Below are 17,369 nucleotides of genomic sequence, written 5' to 3'. Positions count from 1 at the left end.
TTTTCATAGTATTAGATATAAGATTAATTAAAGAGATTGTACTCCACTTGTGAAAGCTAAAGTACGTCAGAGACAGAAGAGTCTGTTTTTTTGATAAATGTGTTAGAGCATCGGTTTACCAGGCCGATGCTTTTTTTATGTCCTTTTGCCCCCTTTTGTAGTTTATATGAAATAAAATTTGTACGTTTGTAGGATAATAATAGAAAATGATAAAGATGAACATACCCGTTATCTTTCAGTTTTTAAAAGATCTTTCCGCGAACAATAATCGTGAGTGGTTTAATGAGCATAAGGCAGAATATGAGATAGCCCGTGCCGAGTTTGATAATTTTTTGGCAACAGTGATTGCCCGTATTTCCCTGTTTGATGAAACAATTCGGGGAGTTCAACCCAAAGACTGTACCTATCGCATTTACCGGGATACCCGCTTCTCTTCGGATAAAACACCTTATAAAATACATTTCGGTGGTTATATCAATGCAAAAGGCAAGAAATCTGATCATTGTGGATACTATGTGCACCTGCAACCCGATGGCTCTATGCTTGCCGGCGGAAGTCTGTGTCTGCCTTCCAATATCCTGAAAGCCGTTCGGCAGTCTATTTATGATAATATTGAAGAGTTTGTCGCTATCGTGGAAGATCCGGAATTTAAGCAATACTTTCCGGTGATTGGAGAAGACTTCCTGAAAACAGCTCCTAAAGGTTTCCCGAAGGATTTCAAGTACATTGATTATCTGAAATGCAAGGAATATGTCTGTTCCTATAATGTCCCCGATAACTTCTTTACCCAACCGGATGTATTGGAGCAGATAGATAAGGTGTTCCGCCAATTCAAGCGGTTTGCCGATTTTATAAATTATACGATTGATGATTTTGAATAATACCCAAAATATAAACTTTAAAATTGAACTTATATGGTAGTAGATACTTTAGAAAATCTGGAGAAATATGCGTCTTTAAATCCTTTATTTGCACAGGCTATTGAGTTTCTGAAATCTCATGACCTTCAAGCCATGGAAATCGGTAAGACTGAATTGAAAGGAAAAGATCTGCTGGTGAATATCGCACAAGCTAAGCCAAAGACCAAGGAAGAGGCCAAACTGGAAACACATAACGAATTTATAGATATTCAGATTCCATTGTCAGGAACAGAAATTATGGGTTATACTGCTGCTAAGGACTGTGTTCCTGCAGATGCTCCTTATAACGCAGAAAAGGACATAACTTTCTTTGAAGGATTAGCTGAAACATACGTTGCCGTGAAACCGGGAATGTTTGCTATCTTCTTTCCACAGGACGGACACGCTCCCGGCATTACCCCGGACGGTGTGAAGAAAGTAATCGTAAAAGTAAAAGCATAATCTAAATTCAATTCTGATATGGAAAAGACACTTAATCTTATAAAAAATGATCCTTGGCTGGAACCTTTTGCCGATGCTATTGCAGGTCGTCATCAGTTTGTGTTGGACAAGGAAGCCGAACTGACCAATAAGGGAAAACAGACTCTTTCAGACTTTGCATCAGGTTATCTTTATTTCGGATTGCACCGCACTGATAAAGGATGGACCTTCCGCGAATGGGCACCGAATGCTACACATATATATATGGTAGGCACGTTTAACAACTGGGAAGAAAAGGATGCCTACAAGTTGAAAAAGCTAAAGAATGGGATTTGGGAGATTAATCTGCCGGCAGATGCCATTCATCATGGCGACTTATATAAGCTGAATATATATTGGGATGGTGGCCAAGGTGAGCGTATACCTGCTTGGGCTACACGTGTTGTTCAGGATGAACAGACCAAGATATTCAGTGCACAAGTATGGGCACCGGAGAAACCCTATAAATTCAAGAAGAAAACCTTTAAGCCCACCACCAATCCTTTGCTGATTTATGAGTGTCATATCGGAATGGCGCAACAGGAAGAAAAGGTCGGAACCTATAACGAATTCCGTGAAAAAACGCTTCCACGCATTGCTAAGGAAGGATACAACTGTATTCAGATTATGGCAATCCAGGAACATCCCTATTATGGAAGTTTCGGGTATCATGTATCCAGTTTCTTCGCCGCCTCTTCACGTTTCGGAACTCCCGACGAATTGAAAGCATTGATTGATGCTGCCCATGAAATGGGAATTGCTGTGATTATGGACATCGTTCATTCACATGCCGTAAAGAACGAAGTGGAAGGATTAGGGAATTTTGCCGGTGATCCGAACCAGTACTTTTATCCGGGCGGTCGCCGCGAACATCCGGCTTGGGATTCTCTTTGCTTTGACTATGGCAAGAATGAAGTAATTCATTTCCTGCTGTCCAACTGCAAATATTGGTTGGAAGAATATAAGTTCGACGGATTCCGTTTTGATGGAGTAACATCTATGCTATATTATAGTCATGGATTAGGTGAAGCTTTCTGTAATTATGGAGATTATTTCAACGGTCATCAGGATGATAATGCAATTGGCTACCTGACATTGGCTAATGAAGTGATTCATCAGGTCAATCCGAAAGCAATCACAATAGCGGAAGAAGTTTCCGGCATGCCGGGATTGGCTGCGAAGGTAGAAGACGGTGGCTACGGATTCGATTATCGTATGGCTATGAACATTCCTGATTACTGGATTAAGACAATCAAAGAAAAGATTGATGAGGACTGGAAACCTTCCAGTATGTTCTGGGAAGTGACCAATCGCCGTCAGGATGAAAAGACCATATCTTATGCAGAAAGTCACGACCAGGCATTGGTAGGAGATAAGACAATCATCTTCCGTCTGATTGATGCTGATATGTATTGGCATATGCAAAAAGGAGATGAAAATTATGTAGTCAATCGGGGTATTGCCCTGCACAAAATGATTCGTTTATTGACATCTTCTACCATTAACGGTGGTTATCTGAATTTCATGGGAAATGAATTCGGTCATCCTGAATGGATTGACTTTCCACGTGAGGGTAACGGATGGTCATGCAAATATGCCCGTCGCCAATGGGACTTGGTAGACAATAAGAATCTGACTTATCACTATATGGGTGACTTTGACGCGGAAATGCTGAAAGTAATCAAGAGTGTAAAAGACTTCCAGGAAACACCGATTCAGGAAATCTGGCATAATGACGGCGACCAGGTATTGGCTTATGGACGTAAGGATTTGATATTCGTCTTTAACTTCAATCCGAAACAGTCATTCGCTGATTATGGATTCTTGGTAGCTCCGGGCGCCTATGAAGTAATACTGAATACGGATAATGTAGCATTCGGCGGAAACGGTTTGGCAGATGATTCTGTCGTTCATTTTACAATAGCCGATCCACTGTATAAGAAGGAAAAGAAAGAGTGGTTAAAACTTTATATTCCTGCACGCACTGCCGTAGTGCTTAGAAAGAAAAAGTAATTTTTTGTTTTTAAATAAAGAGTCCTCGCAAATATTCAATGATTTGCGAGGGCTTCTTTTTATATATAACAGTCTCTTTTAATTGGATAAAAATGTATCTGGACCAAGAATGTCATACATATAACTGACGTTCCGTGTCTTCAGTAGCATCCCCTGTGGAGTATAGAATAATTGATATTTGATGTCTACATTGTCTTGTCCTACCTTAACTACTATAATAGCCTGCCATTTCGGAAATTCTACCATAGTCACATCATCCACTACCCAGCTCGCATAAGGACCGGATACAAATGCATTGTAAATAGTGGGTGACAAGCGGTCAAGACTAACAAGGTCAGTCTGCGTCATAGCCCATTGCCCCTGTGTATTGAACCATACATTTTTAGTAAATCCATTCTTTACAAAATTCGCGCAATAATATCCGCCATCCTGTGACCAGGCTATACCAGTGGCCTTCGGATACATTTTTTTGAAAGTGCCCTGCACATTACTGGGAGGGGTGTCCGCAAAAGCTGATATGGACATTAACAAAATCAATACGAACGCCCCGATATTAATCTTTTTCATAAGCCTTGAGTTTAGAGTATTATTTATCTACCTAAAACAGCCTTTGAGAATATTTGTTTGAGTGATATGCATAAAATAACCCGATCATTCGTAATGACCGGGTTATAATGAGTATATAAATCTTAGCTTTTACTTAAAAAGTAATCTTCAGTATCTTTCCATTATAGGCTCCGACTGAAACATCTGTCGGTTTATAAGGCAATAAACTGATTTCTTCTTTAGCGCCCGTCATCAGGTCTACTGCCTGGTAAGACTCCATTTGAGGAATCTGCAAGAAGTCGAAAGCGTGTGAAGGTATATTGATTGCCACATCTACCAACTGGCTGTCGAAATTAATAACGAAGAACAGCAACTCATTTTTATATTTCCTCATAAAAGTATATTGCTTGCGTTCGTTGAAGCGCCAGCCATTTATATTGGCATACATTAAATCAAAGAATACACCTTGGGTGATTGCCTTTTCCTCGTTGCAAAGCGTCAGCACTTTCTGATAAATGTCATAAAGTCGTTTATGATCTTCGGTAAGCATCTTACCGTCGAATTTTCCTCCGTTGCGCCAGCGTCGAATCGTGTCTACACTCCAATAATCAAATATAGTAGTCCTTCCGTCCCTTCCACTGAATCCTTCACTGTCCATCCCCATTTCTCCAAATTCCTGGCCGAAGTAAATCATCATAGGATTTGTGTTCATGCAGGCTGAAACAATGAGCGCAGGAATCCCTTTACGTGGATTTCCGGCAAAGAAATTAGAAGCGATGCGTTGCTCATCGTGATTTTCGAGGAAGTTGAGCATCCTTTTCTCAATTCCGTTCAGGCTTTGCCAGCAATGCGTGATGGCAGCGGCAGATTCATATCCACATGCTACATTGCGTAATGTATCATACAAGCCTACTTTATCATATAAATAATCAAATTTGCCACGCATCAGATAGTTGCGGTATTCATTCGGATTATAGACTTCTGCGATGAAAAGAATTTCAGGATAAGCCTCTTTGACCTGTGGAATAGCCCATTCCCAAAACTCAACGGGAACCATTTCAGCCATATCGCAGCGGAAGCCGTCAATATCCTTGGATGCCCAAAAGAGAAGGATGTCCAGCATCTTGATCCATGTGTCCGGAGTCGGAGAAAAGTGACATGTACCACCATTCTGATAGTCCACTCCATAGTTCAGTTTGACTGTTTCGTACCAGTCGGTGATATTGGGAGTAGCGTCAAAACGATTATTGCCTGTTGCCTTCGCCGGAAATTCCCGATAAGGTTCTGCGGCACCGTCTTTCATGTCAAACTGGGCATGAAGTTCTGCCTGTGGAATATAATAGAAATTATTGTAAGGGCTGAAAGACAAGCTTGAATCATCATTGGCTCCCAATTCCGTAGTGCCGTCCGGCTGTGCATCCGAATGATATTGGCGGGCCACATGATTGGGAACAAAATCAATGATAACTTTCAATCCGGCACGATGGGTACGGTGTACCAGATTCTCGAATTCCTTCATACGTCCCGGCACATCGTTTGCCAGATCCGGGTCAACATCGTAATAATCCTTGATGGCATAAGGCGAGCCGGCTTTTCCTTTCACGATAGCGGGATGGTCGGGACTGATATTGTATCGGCGATAATCTGTCTGCGTAGCATGTTCGATAATACCTGTATACCAAATATGCGTACTACCCAGTTTCTTGATTTCTCCAAGTGCTTTTAGGGTGAAATCGGCCATTTTTCCACAGCCGTTGGCACTTATGTCACCATTGTAGACACAGTGGTTGTTATTATTACCAAACAGGCGGGTGAACACCTGATAGATGATTATTTTCTTTTCGTCATTCATATCGAGTAGATTTTTATGATTCATATTCATTGTTCTTTTTGGAGAATATGGATTATTTCCATATTTTCCCTTTTTCTGCCAACAATTGATTCAACACTTCGTTGGCTGTATTATATCCATGTTCAAAGATTTCTTCTGCTTTTTCCAGTTCTGTGTTGCTATACCCATATAAGTTATAAGGCTCAATCAGCAAATCACATTTTTCTCTTTCGGGAAACGTATTGGCACGGAACATAAAGTGGAATGAACGCATGGCGATGCTTACAATATTCATCTTATAATCTTGCGCCATGATGGGACTTACATTGACAGCCACCACCTTGTCACAAACCCGGCGGAGAGTGGAAACCGGAAGATTCATCATCAATCCGCCATCTACATAATTAGTTCCTTCTATATTAACGGGAGCAAACATGACAGGCATACAGCAGGAAGCAGCCACCCGCTCCGCTATGGTGCCACGATGAAAATGAACCATACGCCCGTGGTCGAGGTCGGTTGCCGTAATAATCAGAGGGATCTGTAAATCTTCCAGATTCTTAGCCCTTACGTTCGTCCGGAGAAAATCAATAAATTCACAGAGGTCGAATAACCCTTTCTTGGGGATAACCAATTTAGTCAAGTCCTGGAATTTATGTCCGGAGAAATAATCAAGCACTTTGTGAGGTTCGTTGCCGTCCGCATAGAAAACTCCTGCGAGTGCTCCCGCACTTACTCCGGAGATAATGTCCGGTTTGATGTCATGCTCCAAGAGAGCTTGCATTACCCCCAAATGGGCAAATCCTTTAATAAATCCTCCGCTCAGAGCATAGCCAATCTGATATTTCCGGCTATTCCAGTTGTTTGTATATACCTCCATGAAATCCTATTTTCTTTAGTACGCCACGAATTTAGTGAAATTATTGAAAGTAGGCGGAATATAATGAATAGTTTTTTTGGGAAGTTAGAATCCGAAGCCATCAATTTCAACTTTATGTTCTTCGCTTTCTTTAAATGGTTTTGCTTCTTTTTGCACAGGATTTCCTTCAATATATACAGCTCGGAACGGACGTGCAGGGCAGACATATTCACAACCACCGCAACCTACACATATTTCTGTATTCACATGAGGGATAGTCAGCCCGTCCCTGTAAGGTACCATGGCGATGGCTTGAGTGGGACAGTGCTCCGAACAAGCTCCGCAACTGGTTCCGTCTGTGTAGACAATACAGTTTTCTTCGATAAATACCACAGTTCCCATTTGGGTGAGGTGCTTCTGCTCAACAGTCAGGGGGAGAATGGCGCCGTTGGGGCATACATCTCCGCAAACCGTACAGTCGAAATTACAGAATCCTTTATCGAAATTGACAGTAGGCTGCATCATGCCGGCCAGCCCATATTCCATGAAAGCCGGCTTCAGAACATGTGACGGACATTTGCTTACACAAAGATGACACGACGTGCATTTCTGTTGGAAGTGCTCCTGGTTGACAGACCCCGGTGGAGTAATCGGATTTTCCTTTTTATAAGCCTTTTTTCCTTGCATGGTTGCCACAGATTCCTGGACTTGTGAGAGAACCTTAGATGCTGCTCCGGCTGTAACAAGGCCAGCAACAAGGAAACGTCGTTTGGAAGAATCAGTAGTTGTCAATGTGGCAGCTCCTTCCGAAAGCGATTGTTGCTTTTTTGCTGTAGGACTATATACCAAAGCCTTCTGTTTGCAAGCCCCTAAACAATTGAAACAATCTACACAGCGACTATGGTCAATTATATGTTCCTTACTGTTGATGCAGGCAGCTTTACATTTGGTAGCGCAAAGCCCGCAACCATTGCATTTCGTAGCGTCAATGCGAACCTTGAATAAAGAAAAGCGGCTTAAAAATCCGAGTACAGTCCCGACGGGGCAAATTGTGTTGCACCAGGTTCTTCCATGTTTCCATGCCAATATAATAATGATTCCGAATGTGAGTATTGAGATAAGCAGGGAAGAAAGACTAAGCATAGACATATCTACCTGATAGAATGTATAATTCTCAAATTTTGAAAAGACAGATTCCAGCAAGTTATTCCCTAACATATAGACAGGCTTGAATACGTGCACCGCAATACGCCCGTAAGCACTATACGGATCTAATATTCCTATTGCAGCAGTGAATTTGCCAATAAAAGCAATTACCAGCACTCCGACGATGCTCCATCGCAATATATTTTTGGCAGGGCTGTATTTGTACCTTTTCTTTTTCTTTACTGTTGATTTGGAAATGCGTGCAACGACATCTTGCAGAATACCCATCGGGCAAATCGTTGAGCAATAAACGCGTCCGAACAGCAAAGTCAGTACAATAAGAAAAAGTAATATACCTACGCTGAATGATATCAGCGCAGGTATAAATTGAATATGTGCTAACCTATGAAAACTATTCGGTAATACCCCTGCGAAATCTATAAAATAAAAAGTAATCAGCGCAAAAAGCAGGGCTGATAGTACGATACGTATCTTTCTTAACATTATAATTTACATCTTAATTCGCTTGACATTCAGTTTGTCAAGATTCATGGTACCTACTTTCAAAGCTTCTCCTTTGGAGAGATGTCCTACGGTATCCAACGGCATCTCACGTACCTGGTTGAAGAACTTGGCGGCAGCCGTATCTACGGCTACAATATCCGGTGAAATAAACAATCCTTTTGCCAGGACAACATCTGACGCCGAACGTCCCCGCGGGCCATTGGTTTTCATAATCCGATAAGCGTCTACTACATTGAGCACTGCTTTTTTCTGTAACGTACATATATCCGCTATGCACTGTTGCAAATCATTCTGATGGAAGAAACCACGATCCCATACAATTCCCATATGATTTTTCATTGAGATTGTCAGATTGGCTCCGCCATGATTCTTCAGGATAGGGACATTGATCCACACGTCACAATTCAGAATCGCTTCATGTACTTTTGCCTTCTTCATTTTTTTACCATTTGGCAGGTCTACCGGTTTGTAGTAAGATTCCAGATGAGCAGGCATAACCTTAGCTCCCGCACTTTTGGCGGCTGCTTCGATACCACTGTTTTTGTAACATTTCTGCCAGTCGTCGCAAGTATGGTCGAATACAGTCACTTCTTTTGCTCCGGCGGCAAAACATTGCTTCACGATTTCCGCCACTAATTTCGGATTTGTATTCCCTGCCAGCTCCGGCACTTTATCCCAACCGATATTAGGCTTTACGACCACTTTCTGTCCCGGTTTGACGAATTGCTTCATACCCCCCAGTTCGCTTATGGCACGACGGAACATGGCTTCCGGCTCTCCACCCATGACGGCTACCAGGTCAGGATTAGCTCCGCTTGCTTTATTGATAGTCTGAGTTAATACCTCCATAGCTTCCGACCGCTGTATAGTCAAAGCTGCTCCGGTTATAGCTACTGTTTTTAAAAAGTCCCTTCTATCCATTATTTCTATTTTAGTTTAGAGTTTTGCAATCGCTTTTAACAGGGCATAGCCACCAAACCACTGGATCAACATTCCCGGAATACCGATACGGAAATCTTGTACCGCTGCATGGAAATTACCGAGAATCGCCCATTCAAAAGCAGTTCCTATGATCTGATAGGAGAGTACGACACCAAGAACGCCCAATAAAGAGACAGATTTCAGTGTTCGTGCGGCGAGAGCGGAAGCTCCGGCGAGCAAAGTGGATTTTATCAGTATAACCGGAAGCGCCGCTTCCGAAGGCATGGCAAACAACAGATGGTTAATGACGGGAGAAAGAATCGCAGTCAATAATCCTACGCGGAATCCATACTTATAGCCTGCAACCAATGTGAAAAAATAGATAGGCAGCAGGGTAGGGCCACCGTAAGGTGTAAGATGACATAGTTGTGGAAGTGCAATGTTGCCTGCAATAAACAGCAGAGCGAACAAGTAAGTTTTTACATTGCTGTAATTCAGCGAGTAGAGCTTGGCAGATGTTTCCATTTTCGTTGATAACTTTTGTATTTAATAGAACGATAATATCTTAAAAATTAGACTTTCCTCTATTAAAAAGGTTTAATCCGGGAAAAGAACTATTTGCTTATTTTCTTAAAAATAGGACAGAAAAGTTTCAGACCCATTTGAAACACTTTGTTTCTCGGTGTGAAACACTTTGTTTCCCGGTGTGAAACGAATGGTTTCTCGGTGTGAAACAAAGTGTTTCAAGGCGCGAAACTTTTAGCTTCAAAGCACGAAACAGATTTTTGACCTATTTGATTGGTTCTTTTGCCTTATTCAGCATCCATCCTTTCCCGAATCTTGCTCCATGCATGCGTGTCGAACAAGCAACTTTGACGCATTGTGCCACACATTTCCTTGAATCTGGACATAGGTATGGTATAGCTTAATTTGTCCGCTTCGAAGTGGGGGCGTACCGACGGATCGAAGAAACCGATGAATGTCCGTCTGCCGCCTTTGCGGTTTTCTATGGTAGCTTGCGTTACTATGCAGCTACAACCGGAACCGAACATGGAAACCACACCGTCTTCAGCATTATTATCATAATAAGCCCATGTGGTGAGTCCGGAAAGCATGTCGGGATTGGCAATAAATACGACGCCTTCCACTTCTTCCAGACTTTCCATCTTGTCTATACGCGCAAAATGAAGGTATTTCTTTTCGGCTTTGAGCACTCCGATTTGCTGTATGAAGTCGATGACCATTTGCGGAGTCTGTTTATATCGCTCTTTTAATGAGACAAAAGTCGGTACACGCTCGGGCATTTCAGTAAAGCCGGTATAGAACTTGCCACCACCACAGCCGATTGTTTCGGCATTCAGGCTGATGATGCTGCCTTCTCTTACCGCTTTCATACCTTTGAAGAAACAGCCGTTTATTTTTTCCGCTGTCCCCACCTGTGTGTCCGAGTACCAGAATACAAGAGGCAATTCGGCTTTTTCTCCGAACGCCTCTCTGAAGTTTAGAATAAATGTTTGAATGTCCATAACTTATCAATTTTTGTTCATACGTAGTTGCTCTACAAAGTTAGAATAAAAAAGGATAAGTGCAAGTGAATCAGAAGTTAATATCGGATACACTTTTCTTACATTCTTCCAGCTTCCTTAATCCTTCTTCGGATAGTTTGGGGTAATGCAAGTCCAGTTGTTTCATCCGGTCGCAGATAATCCACCCTACTGCGTAGCGCATGAACCATTTATTGTCGGCGGGGATTACGTACCACGGAGCCAGTTCGGTAGATGTTTCGGTCAGTACATCTGCATAGGCTTTCATGTATTCATCCCAAAACTGACGTTCCTTGACATCTGCGGAAGAGAATTTCCAGTTTTTGGCTTTGTCATCCAATCTTTCCATAAAGCGCTTTTTCTGTTCGGCTTTTGATACATTCAGGAAGAATTTCAGGACAACGGTTCCGTTTTCCGTCAGATAACGTTCGAAATCATTGATTTGCCGGTAACGGCGCTTCCAGAAGTCAGGGTCAATGTCTTTGACGGTTTCTATGCCCGGCAATTTGCCGGACAGTATAATTTCGGGATGCACTTTGGCGATAAGCACGTCTTCATAGTGGGAACGGTTGAAGATTCCGATTCGCCCTCTCTCGGGCAGGCAACGGTTGATACGCCAGAGATAATCGTGATCCAGTTCTTCGGCAGAAGGCTGTTTGAACGAAAACACCTGGCATCCTTGCGGATTGATGCCGGACATGACATGTTTGATTGTTCCGTCTTTTCCGGCCGCGTCCATAGCCTGAAAGATAATAAGAATCGAGTAGCGATCCTGTGCGTAGAGCATGCTTTGCAGTTCGGAAAGTTTCTCAACGTCCTGTGCCAGTTGGTCTTTGGCATCCTGTTTGGATACTTCGCCGGTGAATGACGGGTCGAAATCGGAAACGGAATATTGTTTTCCGGGTTTGGCAAGCAGGTCTTTTAAAATGTCCTTTTTCATGGATTTGTAATTTGAATGTTTCTACTGAAAATAAAACAGCCGGGGCAATCAATTAGTTTTTCGGGCAAAGGACATTTTTCGGATTTATAGTGCCGTTCCTTTCTTCGGTACGAACAGGTTTGTCATATCCGCCTGTTCGAGAGTGAGCAACTCAATCTTTTTAGAAATACCGCCTGCATATCCTGTCAGGCTGCCGTTGCAACTTACAACCCGGTGGCAGGGTATGATAATGCTAACCGGATTGTGTCCCACCGCATTGCCTACCGCTTGCGTCGACATGGACGGCAGTCCGTTCCGGCGGGCTATTTCTTTGGCAATATCCTTGTACGTAATGATTTTGCCGTAAGGGATTTCTTTTAATATTTTCCATACGGAGAGACGGAAAGAAGTACCTTCCAAGTGTATCTCAGGCATGAAGCCGGGATTCTTTCCGCTGAAATAGCAATCGAGCCATTCTTTGGTTTGCTCGAATACGGGCAATGCTTTTTCTTCGTGTTCAGGAGACAACGAAGCGGCAAAATATTTCTGCCCGTCAAACCACAAACCTGTCAAGGAATTACCGTCACTTGCGATTGTTATTCCGCCGATAGGGGATTGATATTTGTAAATGTATTGCATAACGTTATATATATAAGGTGATGTCTTTTACAAAAGTAGCATTTCATTTTTAAATAATATCTTTTTCACCTCTGTTTTGAAGAATAATTACTTATATTTGCCCTACTACAAACTTTAAAACACATCATAATGGAAAACAAACTCAAAATAGCTTTGACTTTTTCAGGAGGAGGTTATCGCGCCGCAACTTTTCATTTAGGAGCTTTGTCTTATCTGCATACAGTAAAAATAGGAGAATCTACATTATTGGAACAGGTGGTTGCCATGTCCACCATATCGGGCGGAACTATAACGGGATTGCGCTATATGCTCGGACTGACCCGTGGCGAGTCTGTTGACGAGGTATTCAAGGATTTATATCATTTTTTCACCGAAATAGATTTGGCTACCATAGCAATGGATAATCTTTCGTCCTATGAAGAAGGTCAATGTGCCTCACTGATTCGCACAATGGCGGAAATCTATAATAAAGAGTTATTCAAAGAGGCTGTATTGGGCGACTTGATGGATAAGATTGACGATATCCATATCGGACATTTTGCCGCCAATGCAACGGACTTTACAAATGGTCTGGCTTTCCGTTTTCAGGCGACCGAAAATACTGGAGTCAAACCGGGAAATACAGCAGGTTACGGAATTGTCGGAAATAACAAGATAAGAATTCCCCGTGAGGTGGCAAAGCATATCCGGCTTTCCGAAATACTGGCGTGTTCTTCCTGTTTCCCCAGTGGGTTTGAGCCGCTTGTCTTCCCGAAGGATTTTGTATTGGGTGATTCGGAAGAAGTGAGAAATTATGTGGAAAAGATTGAACCATTCGGTATAATGGATGGTGGCGTTGTCGATAATCAAGGTATTGAGCCTATTATATTAGCGGAAGAACGAATGGCAAGGTGTGCCGGCAGTCCGGAAGAAAAGTGCCTGGATTTGGTGATAATATCGGACGTAGCCAGTCCATATATGGAGCCTTATTCTCCTTCTTGTTTCTGTTTGCCTGATTCGATTGGAAAATTGAGCCTGAAAAAACTTTCCGGGCGTCTTTTGATTACGGGCATTGTGGCTACGGGTGTTGTGGCGGCTTCTTATGTGTTTACCTCTGTCTCTTTCTTATCCGGTTTCCTTACGGCTTTGTGGGTGTTGTTGGTAGGAGTCTTTATCGTATATGCCATTCTGAAAAAGAAGCTGGTTCGGATAGCAAAGACAACCGTGATTCAAGACAGTGTGCCGTCTGTTCTGAACTTGCGTTTCAAGGATATTGCCACATTGGTTGCCAATCGGGTTAATTCGGTGTTGTTGTTAGTTTCTTCTGTGTTTATGAAGCATCTGCGCCGTATGGGGTACCGCAGTGTTTATCAGGATGAAACGTGGTATAATCGTACAATGATGAATGGCGTTTATGAGCTTCGCCCCAATGAAACGTGGGTATCCAAATTGAAATACGGACAACTTCCCGAATATCTGAAACCGAGTGATGCAATCCAACAGAACTCAAAGAAGGCGGCAGGAATGGGAACTACCCTCTGGTTCACACAGCAGGAGAAAGAAACCGGTATGCCCGATGCGTTGATTGCTGCGGGACAATATACTATTTGCTGGAATCTGCTTGAATATATCGAAGATATAAAGAAAGACCCGACAAATACGAATGAGCATCATCAATTGATTATTGCCTGTGAAGAACAGTTGAGGAAAGATTGGGAAGAGTTTCAGAAGAATCCGCTTTGCAAACTGGATGAATGGAAGAGATAGAACAAGGCATGGATTTGACGATTGTAGAGGAATTTGATAAAATACTTAGAGAAAATAACAGCGAAACATTAAATGACCGCTGTTAGCATAACGCTAGTCATATGAAATAGAATAAAATAATGAGTAGAGATATTATCATAGTAGAGGATGGGAAAGAAAAGGTTGTTTTCCATTTTGCTATTTTTTGTGAACTGCTAAAAGAATGTATCGCAAAATACGGAAACATACACATGGAACAAGCAGAACTACTTGTCAAAAGAGCTTCATTCTTTATATTCCGGGACATTAACAGTTTTACAGGTGTTGTATATTTTTCTCATGAAAGAAGTTTTCATTGGGCTATGATTATTCTATATGGAAATAATTATTGGCACACGCATCCTGAGTATGCGACAATTCCAAAAGACTATGATGCTTGGGAAACAATGTTTTTGGCTCGTTACCATTTATCAGATTGTTATGAATTTGAAACTAAAGAATAAAATGTGACTAACACGCACCTCGATTGCCTTAAATGGCTGTAAGCTGCAACTTATTATCGGTAAAATTGATTACAACACAATAGATGCACTAGCAATAAATTTCATACTGCAAAAGAAGTTTAGGATTAATATTTCAAAAGTTTGTGGGGAATAAAAGAATAAATTTGCCAGTTATCGGCAAGAAGTGTATATTTGTCTTGATACAACTATAAAACATATTATAAATGAAGCATTTGCTAATATATATAGGATTGTTCTGCGCAATCCTGCAATTACGGGGACAAGAGAGGGTTGTTTCAAGAATCATCCCACCGGCAGGGTATGTCAGGGAATCTTGTGCCGATAATTCGTTTACGGGTTATTTACGTAATTTGCCTTTGCTGCCGAAAGGCAGCAAAGTGATGCTCTACAACGGAAAAGAAAAGTCGAACCAGTCTGCTGCTTATGCCGTAGTAGATATGGAGATTGGCAACCGTGACTTACAGCAATGTGCTGATGCTGTGATGCGTTTGCGTGCGGAGTATCTGTGGGGGCAAAAGAGGTATGGAACAATAAAATTCAACTTCACAAACGGTTTTCCTGCCGAATATAAAAAATGGGCGGAAGGAAGCCGTATAAAAGTCAACGGTAATCAAGTGCTGTGGTATGCTTCGGGCAAAGGGACGGATTATTCCTATAAAACTTTCCGCAATTATCTCGATATGGTTTTTATGTATGCCGGAACGGCTTCTTTATCCAAAGAACTCCAGACTGTGGCTTATACTTCTTTGCAACCCGGTGATGTTTTTATAAAAGGTGGTTCTCCCGGTCATGCTGTTATTGTAATAGATGTCGCAGTTCATCCGGTTACGAAAAAGAAAGTATTCCTATTGGCACAAAGCTATATGCCTGCACAACAGATTCACATTCTTATAAATCCTGTCAGCCGCAGCCTTTCTCCCTGGTATGAATTAACGGAAACCGATAGCGGAAAACTATATACGCCGGAATGGATTTTTGAGAAGAAAGACTTAAAACGCTTTAAGTAGGAGAACAGGCTAAATAAGCGAATAGGCAAAATAAGCAAACAGATGAAGTAGGCGAACGGATTTAAATGAAAGGTAGTAAGGAAATAATTAAATCTTTTTTATTTGGTTTTCTATCTTTTCGTTATCTTTGGCGATTAACAAACCGTTTTTTAATCATACAACAACGAAAAACAACCGATCATGAATCAAGAGTTATCAATGAATGCCAATAAATTGGTGGCATTTCTCAAGAAGCCGACTTCTGAATTTACCAAAGCCGACATCATTTCATTTATCCAACAAAACGACATCCGCATGGTCAATTTCATGTATCCCGCGGGAGACGGTCGTCTGAAAACTTTAAATTTTGTCATCAACAATCAAGCTTATCTGGAAGCTATCCTTACCTGTGGAGAACGGGTAGACGGTTCCAGCCTTTTCTCTTTCATCGAAGCGGGAAGTAGCGACCTTTATGTTATTCCTCGGTTCCGTACGGCATTTGTCGATCCGTTTGCTGAAATACCTACGCTGTCTATCCTTTGTTCTTTCTTCAATAAGGACGGAGAACCATTGGAAAGCTCGCCGGAATATACGCTTCATAAAGCCAGTAAAGCATTTACGGACGTGACGGGAATGGAGTTTCAGGCAATGGGTGAGTTGGAATATTATGTGATAGCACCGGATACGGGTATGTTTGAGGCAACCGACCAGCGTGGTTATCATGAATCGGGGCCTTATGCCAAATTCAATGAGTTCCGTACCCAATGTATGTCTTATATCTCACAAACTGGCGGACAAATTAAGTACGGACACTCTGAAGTGGGTAACTTTACCTTGGAAGGCTATATCTATGAGCAGAATGAGATAGAGTTTTTGCCGGTTCCTGTTGAACAGGCTGCCGACCAGTTGATGATTGCCAAATGGGTAATCCGTAACCTGGGATTCAAATATGGATATAATGTTACGTTTGCTCCTAAGATAACAGCAGGTAAAGCGGGTTCCGGTTTGCACGTCCATATGCGTATCATGCAGGACGGAAAGAATCAGATGTTGAAAGACGGCATTTTGTCAGAAACAGCCCGGAAGGCTATTGCCGGAATGATGGAGCTTGCACCTTCAATCACAGCCTTCGGAAACACGAATCCCACTTCATACTTCCGTCTTGTTCCGCATCAGGAAGCGCCGACGAATGTTTGTTGGGGCGACCGCAACCGTTCCGTATTAGTACGTGTACCTTTGGGATGGGCTGCAAAGAAGGATATGTGTACATTAGCGAACCCGTTAGAAACGGAAAGCCATTTTGATACCACTCAGAAGCAGACGGTGGAAATGCGTTCGCCGGACGGTTCGGCAGATTTGTATCAACTGCTTGCCGGACTGGCTGTTGCCTGCCGTCATGGTTTTGAAATAGAGAATGCTCTGGAACTGGCTGAAAAGACGTATGTGAATGTGAATATTCACCAGAAAGAAAACGAAGATAAGTTGCAGGCATTGGCTCAATTACCGGATAGCTGTGCTGCGTCTGCCGATTGCCTGGAACAGCAACGGGCTATTTTCGAACAATACAATGTATTTAGTCCGGCAATGATTGACGGCATTATCCGTAAACTCCGTAGCTATGAAGATAAGACACTGCGTGCGGACTTGGACGGAAAACCGCAGGAGATGCTTGATTTGGTTCATAAGTATTTCCACTGCGGATAATGTAGTATAACTGATATATAAATAAAAGCCTGTCTTTCCATGGTAAGATAGGCTTTTGTTTAACGAAAAACACACAATTAGAGAAACAGAAATAAAAATATACGTAAT

At 42.1% G+C, this 17,369-nt stretch carries 16 protein-coding genes; 7 read left to right on the top strand and 9 right to left on the bottom strand.

From position 1 onward, the window contains the following. Window positions 1-206 precede the first annotated feature (206 nt). Genes BacF7301_RS18775 through BacF7301_RS18765 form a run of 3 tightly spaced genes read left to right on the top strand, consistent with a single transcriptional unit; the run spans window position 207 to window position 3,392 of the window. Window positions 207-881, top strand: coding sequence for a DUF2461 domain-containing protein (locus BacF7301_RS18775; RefSeq protein WP_209319460.1), 675 nt, complete (start codon window positions 207-209; stop codon window positions 879-881). Between the two features lie 33 nt (window positions 882-914). Continuing rightward, complete coding sequence (locus BacF7301_RS18770) at window positions 915-1,361, top strand: NanQ anomerase/TabA/YiaL family protein (protein ID WP_167965205.1); 447 nt, start codon at window positions 915-917, stop codon at window positions 1,359-1,361. Between the two features lie 18 nt (window positions 1,362-1,379). Beyond that, the gene (locus tag BacF7301_RS18765) at window positions 1,380-3,392 is read left to right on the top strand and encodes an alpha amylase C-terminal domain-containing protein (RefSeq protein ID WP_167965203.1); all 2,013 of its coding nucleotides are present in this window, start codon (window positions 1,380-1,382) and stop codon (window positions 3,390-3,392) included. 78 nt (window positions 3,393-3,470) lie between these two features. Here the strand turns inward: BacF7301_RS18765 and BacF7301_RS18760 are convergent, their stop codons facing one another. From BacF7301_RS18760 to BacF7301_RS18720, 9 genes are all read right to left on the bottom strand, one after another. After that, a complete protein-coding gene (locus BacF7301_RS18760; RefSeq protein WP_167965201.1) occupies window positions 3,471-3,959 on the bottom strand; it encodes a PepSY-like domain-containing protein in 489 nt (162 codons plus the stop codon). A 133-nt stretch (window positions 3,960-4,092) separates the two neighbouring features. Then, the gene (locus BacF7301_RS18755; protein ID WP_167967246.1) at window positions 4,093-5,790 is read right to left on the bottom strand and encodes an alpha-amylase family glycosyl hydrolase; all 1,698 of its coding nucleotides are present in this window, start codon (window positions 5,788-5,790) and stop codon (window positions 4,093-4,095) included. Window positions 5,791-5,842: 52 nt separating this feature from the next. Beyond that, the gene (locus tag BacF7301_RS18750) at window positions 5,843-6,649 is read right to left on the bottom strand and encodes a patatin-like phospholipase family protein (protein ID WP_167965199.1); all 807 of its coding nucleotides are present in this window, start codon (window positions 6,647-6,649) and stop codon (window positions 5,843-5,845) included. An 84-nt stretch (window positions 6,650-6,733) separates the two neighbouring features. After that, window positions 6,734-8,278 (bottom strand): 4Fe-4S binding protein, encoded by a 1,545-nt coding sequence (locus BacF7301_RS18745; protein ID WP_167965197.1) that lies wholly within the window; start codon window positions 8,276-8,278, stop codon window positions 6,734-6,736. A 6-nt stretch (window positions 8,279-8,284) separates the two neighbouring features. Further along, window positions 8,285-9,220 (bottom strand): DUF362 domain-containing protein, encoded by a 936-nt coding sequence (locus tag BacF7301_RS18740; protein ID WP_167965195.1) that lies wholly within the window; start codon window positions 9,218-9,220, stop codon window positions 8,285-8,287. Between the two features lie 15 nt (window positions 9,221-9,235). Further along, window positions 9,236-9,745, bottom strand: coding sequence for an ECF transporter S component (locus BacF7301_RS18735; protein ID WP_167965193.1), 510 nt, complete (start codon window positions 9,743-9,745; stop codon window positions 9,236-9,238). A 287-nt stretch (window positions 9,746-10,032) separates the two neighbouring features. Then, window positions 10,033-10,746, bottom strand: a complete 714-nt coding sequence (locus tag BacF7301_RS18730) for a DUF169 domain-containing protein (RefSeq protein ID WP_167965192.1) — start codon at window positions 10,744-10,746, stop codon at window positions 10,033-10,035. Between the two features lie 70 nt (window positions 10,747-10,816). Continuing rightward, window positions 10,817-11,704, bottom strand: a complete 888-nt coding sequence (locus BacF7301_RS18725) for a polyphosphate kinase 2 family protein (RefSeq protein ID WP_167965190.1) — start codon at window positions 11,702-11,704, stop codon at window positions 10,817-10,819. An 84-nt stretch (window positions 11,705-11,788) separates the two neighbouring features. Further along, entirely contained in the window at window positions 11,789-12,322 is a 534-nt protein-coding gene (locus BacF7301_RS18720) for a methylated-DNA--[protein]-cysteine S-methyltransferase (RefSeq protein WP_167965188.1), read from the bottom strand. A gap of 129 nt (window positions 12,323-12,451) precedes the next feature. On the opposite strand from BacF7301_RS18720, the gene BacF7301_RS18715 reads away from it, so the two are divergent. The 4 genes from BacF7301_RS18715 (at window position 12,452) to BacF7301_RS18700 (ending at window position 17,261) form a co-directional block, all read left to right on the top strand. Beyond that, window positions 12,452-14,068, top strand: a complete 1,617-nt coding sequence (locus BacF7301_RS18715) for a patatin-like phospholipase family protein (RefSeq protein ID WP_167965186.1) — start codon at window positions 12,452-12,454, stop codon at window positions 14,066-14,068. A 119-nt stretch (window positions 14,069-14,187) separates the two neighbouring features. Next, window positions 14,188-14,550: a hypothetical protein gene (locus BacF7301_RS18710; RefSeq protein WP_167965185.1), complete on the top strand. Its 363-nt coding sequence runs from the start codon at window positions 14,188-14,190 to the stop codon at window positions 14,548-14,550. Window positions 14,551-14,774: 224 nt separating this feature from the next. Next, window positions 14,775-15,578, top strand: a complete 804-nt coding sequence (locus tag BacF7301_RS18705; RefSeq protein WP_167965183.1) for a DUF4846 domain-containing protein — start codon at window positions 14,775-14,777, stop codon at window positions 15,576-15,578. Between the two features lie 180 nt (window positions 15,579-15,758). Further along, window positions 15,759-17,261 (top strand): glutamine synthetase family protein, encoded by a 1,503-nt coding sequence (locus BacF7301_RS18700; protein ID WP_167965181.1) that lies wholly within the window; start codon window positions 15,759-15,761, stop codon window positions 17,259-17,261. Window positions 17,262-17,369: the final 108 nt, after the last annotated feature.

Origin of the sequence: Bacteroides faecium, assembly GCF_012113595.1 — a bacterium.
Lineage (GTDB): Bacteria > Bacteroidota > Bacteroidia > Bacteroidales > Bacteroidaceae > Bacteroides > Bacteroides faecium.
The sequence above is the reverse complement of the archived record's forward strand: the minus strand, read 5'-3'. Positions and strand labels throughout refer to the sequence as shown.